Genomic DNA, 13,757 nt, shown 5'->3' with positions numbered 1-13,757 from the left:
TTTTCAGCGCTCCTGATTTTGAACGATCGTCGCGACGCCATCACCTGCCAGCACCTTGGCCAGGTTTCCGGTTTCGCGGATGTTGAAGACGACGATGGGAATATTGTTTTCGCGGCAAAGCGCAATGGCGCTTGCGTCCATGACCTTGAGGTTGTCGTTCAGCACCTTGTCGAAGCTGATTTCCTCATAACGGGCCGCATCCGGCACCTTCTTGGGATCGGCATTGTAGATGCCGTCGACGCTGGTGCCCTTGAACAGCGCATTGCAATTCATTTCCGCAGCCCGCAGGGCCGCCGTGGTGTCGGTGGTGAAGAAAGGGCTGCCGGTGCCCGCCGCGAAGATGACGATCCGGCCTTTTTCCATGTGCCGCACGGCCTTGCGCCGGATATAGGATTCGCAGACCGACGCCATCGGGATCGCCGACTGGACACGGGTGTCATAGCCGATCTTTTCCAACGCGTTCTGCACGGCCAGCGCGTTCATGACGGTGGCCAGCATCCCCATATAGTCGGCGCTCGCCCGGTCGAACCCCTTGGCCGCGCCTGCAAGGCCACGGAAGATATTGCCACCGCCCACGACGACGCACAGCTCGAAACCCGCATCCTTGGCCGCCGCGATTTCTCTGGCGACGCGATCCACCGTTTCGGGATCGATGCCGAACTGCCCCTGCCCCATCAGCACCTCGCCCGAGAGTTTCAGCAATATGCGCTTGAAGGGCGGGCGTGTCATGCGGGGCAATATTCCATCTATAAACGGGCAAGGAAATGGCGCGCACCTTAGGCAGTGCGCGCCATTATGTGAAGCGGGGTTTTAAGACCCGAAGCTTTCCTTAGCGTTGGTCCTGAACTTGTCGAGAAGCCGCGCCTCCCGATGTCGCCCGAACCGAACGGCCTGCCAGATCAGGCGACGCCGGCAGCGGCGGCTACCTCAGCTGCGAAATCGCTCGTTTCCTTCTCAATGCCTTCGCCGAGCTGGAAACGGACATAGTTCTTCAAGCTGATGGACGCACCCGCATCCTTCGCCGCCTTGGCAACGACATCGGCGACCGGGGTCTTGTTGTCCATCACGAAAAGCTGCGACAGCAGGGCGTTTTCCTTGGCGAACTTGGCTACCGCGCCGTCAACCATCTTGGCGACGATTTCGGCAGGCTTGCCCGATTCGGCCGCCTTTTCGGCGGCGATGGCACGCTCACGCTCCAGCTGTGCCGGATCGATGTCAGCCGCCGACAGAGCCAGCGGGAAGGCAGCGGCGATGTGCATCGCGATCTGCTTGCCCAGCGGTTCCAGAACGTCGGCCGGCGCATCGCCTTCCAGCGCGACCAGCACGCCAATCTTGCCCAGGCCCGGCGCCGCGGCGTTGTGGACATAGAGAACGACGACGCCCTGGCTTACTTCAAGCCGGGCAACGCGGCGCAGAGTCTGGTTTTCGCCGATGGTGGCAATGTTCGACACCAGCTTCTCCGCCACGGTGCCGCCCGCGGGATGCGCCTGCGCCGACAGCGCTTCGGCGTCGGCGGCGCCGCTCTTCAGTGCGATTTCAGCGACGGTGCGGACGAAATCCTGGAACTGGTCATTCTTGGCGACGAAGTCGGTTTCGCTGTTCACCTCGACGGCTACGCCCTTGGTGCCCGCGACAGCGACGCCCACCAGACCTTCGGCGGCGGTACGGCTCGACTTCTTCTGCGCGGCGGCAAGACCCTTCGCGCGCAGCCAGTCGACGGCGGCTTCCATATCGCCATTGGTTTCGGCGAGCGCCTTCTTGCAGTCCATCATGCCCGCGCCCGAACGGTCGCGCAGTTCCTTGACGGCAGCAGCGGTAATCTCGGCCATGTTTCGGCTCCTAAAGTTTGAAGTTCAATGTTTCCAAATAAGCGGCAGGGCGCGTTCCAGTGGAGCGCGCCCTAGCCTGTCTACTTTGCAGTTCAAAGACCGCTATCAGGCCTGCGCGACGACCTCTTCGGCCTCGGGCTCGTCCAGAGCGCCCAGGTCGACGCCCGCAGCCTGCTGCGCGCCACGGTTGCCCTTGGTCGCGGCGGCGGCGATGGCTTCGCAATAGAGGCGGATCGCGCGGCTGGCGTCGTCATTCGCCGGAACCGGGAAAGCGATGCCGTCGGGCGAGACGTTCGAATCGAGGATCGCGACGACCGGGATGCCCAGCGTGTTGGCTTCCTTGATCGCCAGCTCTTCCTTGTTGGCATCGATCACGAACATCACGTCCGGAATGCCGCCCATGTCGCGGATGCCGCCGAGCGAAAGCTCCAGCTTCTCGCGCTCACGGGTCATCTGAAGCACTTCCTTCTTGGTGAGGCCGTGGGTATCGCCCGACAGTTTCTCTTCCAGGGTCTTCAGACGCTTGATCGACTGGCTGATCGTCTTCCAGTTGGTGAGCATACCGCCCAGCCAGCGATGGTTGACGAAATGCTGGCCCGACTTGCGCGCGGCTTCGGCGATGGACTCCTGCGCCTGACGCTTGGTGCCGACGAACAGAACCTTGCCGCCTGCGGCAACCGTGCCCGACACGAAGTCCAGAGCGCGCGCGAAGAGCGGCACGGTCTGCGACAGGTCGAGGATGTGGATGCCGTTGCGGTCGCCGAAGATATACGGCTTCATGCGCGGGTTCCAGCGGTGGGTCTGGTGCCCAAAGTGAGCGCCGGCTTCGATCAGCTGATTCATGGTGACGACGGGAGCCGCCATAATTTTTCTCCTTCCGGTTGATGCCTCTGGGAATCAGGAACCGAAGGAAGCCCTTCAGCACCGGATATGTGCGATTCCCATGTGGAATGGGCGGCCCTTTACCGGCGCGCGCGCGCAGATGCAAGAGGGCTTGACGCGCCGATCAAAATGGAACATATGGAGAACATCAGGAACAAAGGGCCGCTCGAGGCCGTTTGCGCCGTCATCATGATCAGGCCATGCGAATGGCAAGATAGAAAGTGAGCGCCTTATGTTCACCCTCTTCGCAGCAGTTGTTTTCTTCGCTTCTTTCCTGTTGGCGGTCGCCACGATCATCGGGATGTTCGCGCTTTATCATGACAAGATGGTTGCGGCCTTGCTGTTCGAGCCCATCCCACGGGAAGCCCCGGTCTATCGTTTGCGAATCAGCCGCCGCCGCGTGCCGGGCGGGCGTCATTCAAGCATACAAACCTTTCCCGTCCGCGCCTTAATCGCATGAACCTGCGGCAGGCGTCAGACAGCAAGACCTGAATGGTGGTGCCTGATCCGGGCATAGGACAATATGCCAAAGGGAATGGTCGCGACATAACCCGCGCACAGGACCAGCAGCGTCAACCACGGATCGGTAATCAACAAAGCCGCCAGCAGGCCCGCAAAGGCGATCGCTTCCAGCCTTATCCGTTTTCGCAGACGAAGCGCCGACCAGCTATAGGTCGCGATGCTGGAGATCATGAGAAATGCCGTGAAGGCCGCCCAGGGCGCGACCACATACCATTCACGGAAGATCTGCTCTCCCGTCACCAGCCACAGATACATGGGCATGAAGGCGATGCCCGCTCCCGCAGGTGCCGGAACGCCTGTGAGGAAGCCCGCCGACTTATGCGGCTGTTCGTCCGCATCGATATTGGCGTTGAAGCGGGCGAGCCGCAGCGCACAGGACAGCGCATGGGCGAGGGCGAATATCCAGCCGAACTTCGGCATGGCCTGCAACGACCAGAGATACAGGATCAGCGCGGGCGCTACGCCAAAGGCAATCGAATCGGACAGCGAATCCAATTCCGCGCCAAAGCGGCTCTCGCCCCGCAACAGACGCGCGATCCGTCCGTCCAACCCGTCCAGTACCCCTGCGAACAGGATGGAGAGCACCGCCCTCTCCCATTCACCCGAAATACCATAGCGCACGCCGGTCAGACCAAAGCACAGCGCCATGGCCGTCACGGCGTTGGGCGCGACCATCCGCAGGGTGATCCCCCGACGCAATCCGCGCGGGATGGTCCGCCGCTGCCTCATTGTCGGCCCTTCACTGCTGAATACCCTTGATGACGCGCATGTCCCCCATCTGACCGAGAATCGTCTCGCCCGCCACGGTTCGCTGCCCCAGCACCACGCGGGGGGCGGTTCCGGCGGGCAGATAAACATCCACCCGGCTGCCAAAACGGATGAGGCCAATGCGCTGTCCCGCCGCGACCATGTCGCCCGGCTTCACGAATGGCACGATCCGCCGCGCGACCAGCCCGGCGATCTGGGTGAAGCCCACGCGCACGCCATCATGCCGCTCGACCAATATATGCTGGCGTTCATTATCCTCGCTCGCCTTGTCGAGATCGGCGTTCACGAACTTCCCGGAAATATAGACGACCGCCTTCACCGTCCCGCCAATGGGCGTGCGGTTGATATGCACATCGAACACGCTCATGAAAATAGACACGCGGATCATCGGCTGATCGCCCAGCCCGTCCGCCCCGGCCATCTCACGCGGCGGCGGCACACGCTGGATCAGCGTAATGAGGCCATCGGCAGGCGCGACGATCGCATTTTTATCCTGCGGCACGGCGCGGACCGGATCGCGAAAGAAAGCCAGCACCCACATGGTCACGATGACCATAAGCCAACCCGCTATTTCCCAGCCCAGCAGAAAGAGAACGCCGGTGATCGCCGCGGCAATCAGGCCGAATTTCACGCCTTCGGGATGCACGGAGGGAAAGCGCCATTTCACATTGCCGCCCAGTGCGACCGTCAGTTCGTCATTTTCCATAAGCCGTCTTTAGGGAGAGACAAGGGCAGTGACAACGCCCGATGGCCTGAAGCGGCCAGACAGATGAATTGATCCTGCCTCGCAAGGGCAATCGGGCGGGTTGAACATTGCCGCCGCATTCCCTAGGGCGAGTCCGAAATTCCATCCAAAGCGAAGAAAGCGAAACAGGCGCATGGCGAAGATCAAGGTCAAGAACCCGATCGTTGAAATCGATGGCGATGAGATGACGCGGATCATTTGGGAGTGGATTCGCGAGCGCCTCATCCTTCCTTATCTGGACATCGACCTTAAATATTACGATCTTTCCGTCCAGAAGCGCGACGAGACGAACGACCAGATCACCGTCGATTGCGCGAACGCGATCAAGGAATATGGCGTCGGCGTGAAATGCGCCACCATCACCCCCGACGAAGCGCGCGTCGAGGAATTCAATCTGAAGCAGATGTGGAAGTCGCCCAACGGCACCATCCGCAACATCCTGGGCGGTGTGGTGTTCCGCGAACCCATCGTGATCCGCAACGTGCCCCGTCTGGTGCCGGGCTGGACCGACCCGATCGTCGTTGGCCGCCACGCCTTTGGCGACCAGTATCGCGCCACCGATTTCCGCGTCCCCGGACCCGGCAAGCTGACCATGAAGTGGGTCGGCACCGACGGCAAGGAACTGGAATATGATGTGTTCAACTTCCCTTCCTCCGGCGTCGCCATGGGCATGTACAACCTTGACGAATCGATCCGCGATTTCGCCAAGGCCAGCATGAACTATGCGCTCGACCGTGGATGGCCGCTCTACCTGTCGACCAAGAACACCATCCTCAAGGCCTATGACGGCCGCTTCAAGGACCTGTTCCAGGAAGTGTTCGATGCGGAATTCGCGGACAAGTTCAAAGCGGCCGGTATCGTCTACGAACATCGCCTGATCGACGACATGGTCGCTTCCGCCCTCAAGTGGAGCGGCAAGTTCGTCTGGGCCTGCAAGAATTACGACGGCGACGTGCAGTCCGACACGGTGGCGCAGGGCTTCGGTTCGCTCGGCCTCATGACCTCCGTCCTGATGTCGCCCGACGGCAAGACGATCGAAGCGGAAGCAGCGCACGGCACCGTCACCCGCCACTATCGCCAGCACCAGCAGGGTAAGGCGACCTCCACCAACCCGATCGCCTCGATCTTCGCTTGGACGCAGGGTCTGTCCTTCCGCGGCAAGTTCGACGATACACCGGATGTCACGCGCTTTGCCGAAACGCTGGAAAGGGTCTGCATCAAGACCGTCGAGGACGGCGCGATGACCAAGGATCTGGCACTGCTGATCGGCCCGGATCAGGCATGGATGACGACGGAACAGTTCTTCGAACAGATCCGCGTCAACCTCGAAGCCGAAATGGGCAAGTGGAACTGATCGCCTTCTCAGGCTTTCAATACGGAAACGGAATGAGGGCGGCGCTGGACACCAGCGCCGCCTTTTCCATGACCAGGGAGCGACACAATGACGAGCACAGCCCGCAAACGCCTTGAGGTTCGCGCCGCCCTTCCCGCCGACGTGCGCGCCATCCAGCGGCTGATTGCCCGCGTCTACCCCGGCATGCCCAACTATTCGCTGGCCACCATAAGGGGACAGATCAACAACTTCCCAAAGGGCTGCTTCGTGGCGCTCTACGACAATAAGGTCGTGGGCTATTGCGCGACTATGCGGGTCAGCAAGACCATGGCCTTTTCCGCCCATGACTGGGAGGAGATCACCGCCAACGGCTTCGGCACGCGGCACAGTGCGGCGGGCGAGTGGCTTTACGGCTATGAGATGGCGGTGGACCCCAAGCTGCGGGGCTTGCGGATCGGCCAACGGCTTTATGACGAGCGGAAGGAACTGGCCGAGGAACTGGATCTGCACGGCATCGTCATCGCAGGGCGGATGCCGGGCTATGCCCGCGCGCGGCGGCGGGTCGAGGGCCCTACGGATTATCTGGACAAAGTCGTCACTGGCAAGCTGCGCGATCAGGTCATCAGCTTCCAGCTCAAGAACCAGTTCGAGCCGCTGGGCGTTCTCGAAAACTACCTCCCCGAAGACAAGCAATCGGCGGGCCACGCCGCGCATCTGGTCTGGCGCAACCCCTATGTCGACCCCGACGAAGCGCCCGAAATGCGGGTACCGCGCGGGGTGGAGGGCGTCCGCCTCGCCACCTGTCAGCTACAGGCGCGCGCGGTGAAGGATTTCGACGAATTCATCCGGAACATCGAATATTTCGTGGACGTAGCGGCGGATTATCGGTCGGACTTCATCGTCTTTCCCGAACTCTTCACCCTGCCCCTCCTTTCCTATGAGACGAAGAAGCTGGCGCCTATCGAGGCCATCGACCGGCTGACCAGCTACACGCCGCGCCTGACCAAGGAGCTGGAGCGGATGGCGCTGGAATATAATATCAACATCATCGGTGGCTCCCATCCGACACGCGCCGAGGATGGTGACATCCAGAACATCGCCTATGTGGCATTACGCGATGGATCGCTGCACCGGCAGGAAAAGATCCATCCCACGCCCAACGAAGCCTTCTGGTGGAACATCAAGGGGGGCGATGCGCTGGACGTGATCCAGACCGACTGCGGCCCCATCGGCGTGCTGATCTGCTACGACAGCGAGTTTCCAGAACTGGCGCGGCGGCTAGTGGATCAGGGCGCGCGCATCATCTTCGTCCCTTTCTGCACCGACAGCCGTCTAGGCTATATGCGCGTGCGCTATTGCTGTCAGGCGCGGGCAATCGAAAACCAGTGCTATGTGGTCATGTCGGGCAATGTCGGCAATCTACCCAATGTCGACAATATGGACATCCAATATGCCCAGAGCGCGATCCTGACACCCTGCGACCTGCCCTTCGCGCGCGACGGGATCGCGGCGGAATCGACGGAAAATGTGGAGACGCTGACGATGGCGGACGTGAACCTCGCGGACCTGAGCTGGGCGCGGGCGGAGGGCACGGTCAGGAACCTGCGCGACCGGCGGTTCGATCTCTATCATATCGACTGGGACAGCAATCCCGACCACGCCCATGCGCCCAGCGGCGGGCCGGTCCCGGCGGGCGGGCACAATGCGCCGGGCGGCGGCTGAGGAACCCGTTCTTGAGCAGACGGTTGACGTTTCATGCCGTCGACCGTCATCCACCGCTTCGACTATGACGCCAGCGCCCATGCGCTCGACATCCTGTTCGTCAGCGGCCGCCGCTACCGCTATTTCGACGTGCCGGAAGAAATCGTCGAACGGATGCGAGTTGCGCCATCAAAGGGCCGCTTTTTCAACGCCCGCGTGCGCGACCGTTACGACTTTACCGAACTGCACTGATCCTCATTCGACGGTGACGGATTTTGCAAGGTTCCTCGGCTGATCAACGTCCGTGCCCTTGGCCACGGCGACATGATAGGCGAGCAACTGCACCGGCACGGCATAGACCATCGGCGCTATCAGCGGGTGGACCTTGGGCATGGTGATGGTCGCGATGCATCCCTCCCCCGCCGCCTGCACGCCGTCATAATCGGAAATCAGCACGACCTTGCCACCGCGCGCCTGCACCTCCTGCATATTGCTGACGGTCTTTTCAAAGAGCGGCCCGCTGGGCGCCAGGACGATCACCGGCACCTGATCGTCGATCAGCGCGATCGGGCCATGCTTCATCTCGCCAGCGGCATAACCTTCGGCGTGGATGTAGCTGATCTCCTTGAGCTTCAGCGCCCCTTCCAGCGCCAGCGGATAATCCGGTCCGCGCCCCAGATAGAGCACGTCGCGCGCGCCCGCGATCAGATGCGCCATCGCCTCTATCGATTCATCATAGGCCAATGCGGCGTTCAGGGCCGCAGGCGCTTCGGCGAGGTGGCGGACCAGTTCTTTCTCCGCCTTTTCGTCCAGCCGTCCCTTGGCGCGGGCGAGATTGGCGGCGAAGGCAGCCAGAACCGCAAGCTGGCAGGTGAACGCCTTGGTCGAGGCGACGCCGATCTCCGGCCCTGCATGGGTGGGGAGCAGCAGGTCCGCCTCCCGCGCCATGGTGCTGGTCGGCACGTTGACGACGGCGGCGATCTTCTGCCCCTCGGCCCGGGCGTGGCGCAGGGCGGCTAGCGTGTCGGCGGTTTCACCTGACTGGCTGATGACGATCATCAGCCCGCCATCCTCCATCACCGGCGCGCGGTAGCGGAACTCGCTCGCCACGTCGATGTCGGCGGGGACGCGGGCGAACTGCTCAAACCAGTATTTCGCGACCATGCCCGCATAAAAGCTGGTGCCGCAAGCGACGATCGTGACGCGGCGGATCGCGCTCAGGTCGAAATCGGGGACCGGCAGTGACACCTGATCCTCCATGCGGCGCAAGTAGGAACGCAGCGTTTGCGCCACGACCACCGGCTGCTCGTAAATCTCCTTGAGCATGTAGTGACGGTGATTGCCCTTGGAGATCAGCTCGCCGGTAACGCCGGAAATGGTGACGGGACGCTCGACGGGATTGTTGTCCTTGTCGAAGATCTCCGCGCCGTCGCGGGTGACGACGACCCAGTCGCCCTCCTCCAGATAGGCGATGCGCTGGGTCAGCGGCGCGAGTGCGAGGGCATCGGAACCCAGATAGGTTTCCCCCTCGCCATAGCCGACGACCAGCGGCGATCCGAGGCGCGCCCCGATCAGCATGTCGGGATGGCTGCGGAACAGGATGGCCAGTGCAAAGGCGCCGTGGAGGCGGGGGAGTACCTGTTCGACAGCTTCCTGGGGCGATGCGCCCTGCTCGACCAGTTCGCTGACCAGATGGGCGACGACTTCCGTGTCGGTCTGGCTGTCGAAGACGCGGCCCCGCGCGATCAGTTCCTCGCGCAACGGCTTGAAATTCTCGATGATGCCATTGTGGACGAGGGCGACTTCGCGCGTGGCATGGGGATGGGCGTTGCTGGTGGTCGGCGCGCCATGGGTGGCCCAGCGGGTGTGGGCGATGCCGATGGTGCCGGGGAGCGGCGCATCCGCCAGCACCTTCACCAGATTGACGAGCTTTCCCTCGGCGCGGCGGCGGTCGATCAGGCCGTCATGGACGGTGGCGACGCCCGCGCTGTCATAGCCGCGATATTCCAGGCGCTGCAGGCCGTCCACCAGCCGCTGCGCCACGTCGTCCCTGCCGATGATCCCGATAATACCGCACATGGATGTGAAAGCCCCGTGAAGAGAAAGATGCGCTGTTCATCGCCCTATAGCTGGGTCATTTCCACAAGGCATTAACGAAGGCGGAAGATGGCGAAGATTTCACGCCACAGAACGAAGGCCCCACCCTCCCCACCCTCCCGCCAGCGGAAGGGGGAGTGAAGGCGTCGCTTATTGCGCGGTCCAGCCGCCGTCGATGCTCATGTTGGCGCCGGTGATATTAGCGGCGGCGTCGCTGCACAGGAACAGCGCCATGGCGGCGACCTGATCCACGGTCACGAACTGCTTGGTTGGTTGGCCCGCGAGTAACACGTCGTTCATCACCTGCTCGCGGGTCATGCCCCGCGCCTTCATCGTGTCGGGAATCTGGTTTTCCACCAGCGGCGTCCAGACATAGCCGGGCGAAATGCAGTTGGCGGTGATGCCGCAGGTCGCCGTTTCCAGCGCCACCGTCTTGGTGAAGCCCGCAAGGCCGTGCTTGGCAGTCACATAGGCGCTCTTGAAGGGCGATGCGGTCAGCGAATGAGCCGATGCGGTCTGGATGATGCGGCCCCATTTCTTCGACTTCATCCAGGGAATGGCCAGCCGCGTCGTATGGAAGGCCGCATTCAGATTCAGCGCGATGATGAGATCCCATTTGTCGAGCGGAAATTCCTCCACCGGGGCTACATGCTGCATCCCGGCATTGTTGATGAGGATGTCGACGCCGCCAAAGGCGCCCGCCGCATCCTTCATCATCGCTTCGATCTGGTCGACCTTGGTCAGGTCATGGCCGGAATAGAGCGCCTTGGCGCCGGAGAGCGTCTCCAGCCCCTGCCGCTCCTTCTCAATCGCATCCGCATCGCCAAACCCGTTGATGACGACATTCGCGCCCTCCCCTGCCAACGCCTTGGCATAAGCGAGGCCGATGCCCGATGTGGAACCCGTGATAAGGGCGGTCTTTCCGGCGAGGGACTTACTCATGCCTTTTTCTCCTTGAGGTGATCGGGGGCGTCGAGGTCGAAGGTAGCGCTTTTGCCGTCCATGATGTTGCGGGCGATCAGGTCGCCCTTATGCATCACTTCCTCCACGGCTTCCCGGCCTTGACTCCAATGGTCGAGCATGGTGGGGCGCGAAAACTCGAAGTCGCGCGCGCCGCTTTCCCAATTGCGGCTGCGATAGATCAGATGGACGATGTTCACCGATCCGCAATCCAGCATGTCGCGCAGCCGGCGGGCATCAGGGTCGTTCTGCAATTCCGGCGGCAGTTTGTCGAGCAAGGCGCGCATCGCTCCATGTTCGCGGCGCAGGCGCAGATATTGATCCGTCACCTGCCGGGTGCGGCTGGAATATTGAATATCCTTGGTGCGGGAATAAACGTCGGTGATCTGCCGCGGCATCGGTCCGGCGGCAGGAAACAGGTCCACCTGAAACACCAGCATATCGTCGGTCTGATGGTCAAGTACATGGGCCAGCGGCGTGTTGGACACGATGCCGCCGTCCCAATACCAGCGCCCGTCGATCTCCACTGGCGGCAAGCCAGGCGGCAGGGCGCCCGACGCCATGATATGACGCGCATCGATGCGGGTGGAATTGCCGCCGGGGCCGCGCGTATCCCAATAAGCGAAATTGCCGCTTTCTACGTCCACCGCGCCGACCGAAAGCCGCACCGGGCCGTCATTCAGAAGGTCCCAGTCGACGCAGGCGTCCAGCATATCCTTCAATGGCGCGCTGTCGTAAAAACTGATCGCGCCCGGCGTCCCTTCGGGCATCAGCGGCGCAGGCCAAAGGCGGGGGCGGAACATGCCCGGCACGCCGAAACCAGCGACCGTGCCCGCCGCCATCAGATGCGCGAATTCGCGGATATGGTCGATTTCGGGCAGGATGACATTAGGCATGCCGCCCGACACGGTCAGCCAGAATTTCTTGAGGCGACTCAGCCTGCGGTGCGGCGGATTGCCCGCGATGATCGCGGCATTGACCGCACCGATAGAAATGCCCGCGACCCAAGTGACGTCGATCCCCAGCCCGTCGAGCCGATCATAGACGCCCGCCTGAAAGGAGCCGAGTGCCCCCCCGCCCTGCAACAGCAATGCAACCTGCTGGGGAAGCGGCAGGGGCGCGGTACGCCGCCGGGGGCGGGACGAAGGGGATTCCGGTTCACTATCAGCCATGTCGCAGTGCAATATAGTCTTTGCGACCATCATTCCAACTTAATCTCCCGTAAGAATCTAGTCGGATTCCTCCCATGGTGTTTTCAGGACAGTTTCCACCTTCCCCTAAATCGCGTAGGCAAAGGAGCAGACGCGCAGAAACGAGGATGCGATGCGGCTGGACGACGAACAGGAAAGCTCCAATTTCGAGGTACAGGACGGCCGTTCCGGCGGTTTTGGCGGCGGGGGCCTGGGCGGCGGCCTGGGCATGTTGCTGCCGCTGATCGGCAGCCGCTTCGGGTGCGGCGGGATCGTCGTGGTGCTCATCATCCTGGCGGTCATGGGGGTCAATCCGCTCAATTTGCTGGGCGGCGGCGGGATCGCCCCTCAGCAGCAAAGCGCACCTGCCAGCAGCGATCCCAAGCAGCTAAGCGACATCCAGCATTGGTCACTGAAGGTGCTGGGATCGACCGAGCGGGTCTGGGGGCAGGTTTTCCAGGAATCGGGACAGAAATATCAGCCCACCATCCTCTCTTTCTACAGCCAGGCCGGCACGTCTGGCTGCGGTGCCGCGCAAAGCGCGATGGGGCCATTTTACTGCCCGAACGACCAGAAAGTCTATCTGGATACGGACTTCTTCACCGAATTGCAGCAGCGCTTCGGCGCACCGGGCGATTTCGCGCAAGCCTATGTCATCGCGCATGAGGTGGGCCATCATGTGCAGGATCTGGAAGGCACTCTGGGCCAGGTAAACAAGCAGCAGCGCGCCGTCAGCGAGGCGCAGGGCAATGCGTTGCAAGTCCGCGTCGAATTGCAGGCGGATTGCTATGCAGGCGTGTGGGCCAAGCGCACCGGCCTCATGGAAGCCGGCGACCTGGAGGAAGGAATGAAGGCGGCCCAGTCAATCGGCGACGATACGTTGCAAAAGGCGGCTGGACGGCGACCGGTCCCCGAAAGCTTCACCCATGGCAGCAGCGAACAACGGATGGAATGGCTGCGGCGCGGACTGGACAGTGGCGATCCCGCCCAGTGCGACACTTTCGGGCGGGGCGCTTAACCGGGGGTTTCGGCGTCCGTCCCTTTGGCTTCCTCGTCATTCTGGGGAGCAGGCGGGATTGACGCTCCGGGCAGACCGTCGCCGGGTCTGAGGCTAGGCGTATCCGATCCGGGCATGGGCTGACCGAAAGCGGGCATGTGAGCGGGCGTGGCATCCAAAGGCGCGATTTCCTGTTCCACCGGAGGCGCGCTGACATAAGGGGGCGTTTCGCTAACAACTGGTGCAGGCACGGCATGGCTCTCCGCGGGGACGCGGGACGGAGTCAGGCGATCCGCCATCAGTCCGATCAGAAGCGCCAGCACCAATGTGGCGGCGGCAAATGCCTTGTAGATCATGCGACATGCTTCCCACGAAATCTGCGGGACACGATATTATAGGAAAATGTAAACAAGATATGCGATCCGAGAGGTGAGAAAGCGCGGCCTGTCCCGTTCGATCAAGGACCAGCCTTAATGCCGATCCAGTTGCGCCAGCAACGCGAGCATATCGTCGGGCAACCCATCCTGCATCACTGGGCAATAGACTGAACGCAATGCTCTGCCGATGCCCTCGTCAGGAGAAGGCAAGCCGATAGTCACCATTCCGCCGCGTCCCGGTGTAAGGTCCTTCGCCGATCGGCCAGTCGCTTTGCGATGCAAATCCATGACCTGAAGAACGGATAGGCCGCACAAAAGTTTCTGGATTTCATCGCAAGCGGACGCGATAGGCTGTG

15 protein-coding genes are annotated in these 13,757 nt (G+C 62.0%); 5 read left to right on the top strand and 10 right to left on the bottom strand.

All coding sequences use genetic code 11. The features are described 5' to 3' along the window. Window positions 1-3: 3 nt before the first annotated feature. The 3 genes from pyrH to rpsB form a co-directional block, all read right to left on the bottom strand. Window positions 4-729 (bottom strand): UMP kinase, encoded by a 726-nt coding sequence (gene pyrH, locus ATN00_RS08590; protein ID WP_062063929.1) that lies wholly within the window; start codon window positions 727-729, stop codon window positions 4-6. A 170-nt stretch (window positions 730-899) separates the two neighbouring features. Next, window positions 900-1,829, bottom strand: a complete 930-nt coding sequence (gene tsf / locus ATN00_RS08585) for a translation elongation factor Ts (RefSeq protein ID WP_062063927.1) — start codon at window positions 1,827-1,829, stop codon at window positions 900-902. Window positions 1,830-1,934: 105 nt separating this feature from the next. Further along, the gene (rpsB, locus tag ATN00_RS08580) at window positions 1,935-2,693 is read right to left on the bottom strand and encodes a 30S ribosomal protein S2 (protein ID WP_062063925.1); all 759 of its coding nucleotides are present in this window, start codon (window positions 2,691-2,693) and stop codon (window positions 1,935-1,937) included. A gap of 250 nt (window positions 2,694-2,943) precedes the next feature. Here rpsB and ATN00_RS08575 point away from each other — a divergent pair, with 250 nt between their 5' ends. Continuing rightward, entirely contained in the window at window positions 2,944-3,171 is a 228-nt protein-coding gene (locus ATN00_RS08575) for a hypothetical protein (protein ID WP_062063923.1), read from the top strand. A gap of 14 nt (window positions 3,172-3,185) precedes the next feature. Here ATN00_RS08575 and ATN00_RS08570 read toward each other — a convergent pair whose 3' ends face one another. Next, window positions 3,186-3,962 (bottom strand): CDP-alcohol phosphatidyltransferase family protein, encoded by a 777-nt coding sequence (locus ATN00_RS08570; RefSeq protein ID WP_062063922.1) that lies wholly within the window; start codon window positions 3,960-3,962, stop codon window positions 3,186-3,188. Between the two features lie 10 nt (window positions 3,963-3,972). After that, on the bottom strand, window positions 3,973-4,707 hold the full coding sequence (locus tag ATN00_RS08565) for a phosphatidylserine decarboxylase (RefSeq protein ID WP_062063920.1): 735 nt from the start codon (window positions 4,705-4,707) through the stop codon (window positions 3,973-3,975). A gap of 172 nt (window positions 4,708-4,879) precedes the next feature. Here ATN00_RS08565 and ATN00_RS08560 point away from each other — a divergent pair, with 172 nt between their 5' ends. From ATN00_RS08560 to ATN00_RS08550, 3 genes are all read left to right on the top strand, one after another. Next, complete coding sequence (locus ATN00_RS08560) at window positions 4,880-6,100, top strand: NADP-dependent isocitrate dehydrogenase (RefSeq protein ID WP_062063918.1); 1,221 nt, start codon at window positions 4,880-4,882, stop codon at window positions 6,098-6,100. 87 nt (window positions 6,101-6,187) lie between these two features. Then, complete coding sequence (locus ATN00_RS08555; RefSeq protein WP_062063917.1) at window positions 6,188-7,801, top strand: carbon-nitrogen hydrolase family protein; 1,614 nt, start codon at window positions 6,188-6,190, stop codon at window positions 7,799-7,801. A gap of 33 nt (window positions 7,802-7,834) precedes the next feature. After that, on the top strand, window positions 7,835-8,032 hold the full coding sequence (locus ATN00_RS08550) for a KTSC domain-containing protein (protein WP_062063915.1): 198 nt from the start codon (window positions 7,835-7,837) through the stop codon (window positions 8,030-8,032). 3 nt (window positions 8,033-8,035) lie between these two features. On the opposite strand, the gene glmS is transcribed toward ATN00_RS08550, so the two are convergent. The 3 genes from glmS to ATN00_RS08535 form a co-directional block, all read right to left on the bottom strand. Next, complete coding sequence (glmS, locus tag ATN00_RS08545) at window positions 8,036-9,859, bottom strand: glutamine--fructose-6-phosphate transaminase (isomerizing) (RefSeq protein ID WP_062063914.1); 1,824 nt, start codon at window positions 9,857-9,859, stop codon at window positions 8,036-8,038. Between the two features lie 168 nt (window positions 9,860-10,027). Then, on the bottom strand, window positions 10,028-10,819 hold the full coding sequence (locus ATN00_RS08540; protein ID WP_062063912.1) for a 3-hydroxybutyrate dehydrogenase: 792 nt from the start codon (window positions 10,817-10,819) through the stop codon (window positions 10,028-10,030). Continuing rightward, a complete protein-coding gene (locus ATN00_RS08535) occupies window positions 10,816-12,009 on the bottom strand; it encodes a DUF3734 domain-containing protein (protein ID WP_062068573.1) in 1,194 nt (397 codons plus the stop codon). Before ATN00_RS08535 ends, ATN00_RS08540 begins: the two co-directional genes overlap by 4 nt. Before the next feature lie 151 nt (window positions 12,010-12,160). Between ATN00_RS08535 and ypfJ the strand changes: the two genes are divergently transcribed. Further along, window positions 12,161-13,045 carry a KPN_02809 family neutral zinc metallopeptidase gene (gene ypfJ, locus ATN00_RS08530; RefSeq protein WP_062063911.1) on the top strand — a complete coding sequence of 295 codons (885 nt, stop codon included), beginning with the start codon at window positions 12,161-12,163 and terminating at the stop codon, window positions 13,043-13,045. On the opposite strand, the gene ATN00_RS08525 is transcribed toward ypfJ, so the two are convergent. Both ATN00_RS08525 and ATN00_RS23650 read right to left on the bottom strand, forming a co-directional pair. After that, window positions 13,042-13,380 (bottom strand): hypothetical protein, encoded by a 339-nt coding sequence (locus ATN00_RS08525; RefSeq protein WP_062063909.1) that lies wholly within the window; start codon window positions 13,378-13,380, stop codon window positions 13,042-13,044. The genes ypfJ and ATN00_RS08525 overlap by 4 nt on opposite strands. A 114-nt stretch (window positions 13,381-13,494) precedes the next feature. Then, entirely contained in the window at window positions 13,495-13,626 is a 132-nt protein-coding gene (locus ATN00_RS23650; RefSeq protein WP_231746428.1) for a NepR family anti-sigma factor, read from the bottom strand. Window positions 13,627-13,757: the final 131 nt, after the last annotated feature.

This window comes from Sphingobium baderi (assembly GCF_001456115.1).
Lineage (GTDB): Bacteria > Pseudomonadota > Alphaproteobacteria > Sphingomonadales > Sphingomonadaceae > Sphingobium > Sphingobium baderi_A.
Note: the sequence above shows the minus strand (reverse complement) of the source record. Positions and strands in the feature narration are given on the sequence as shown.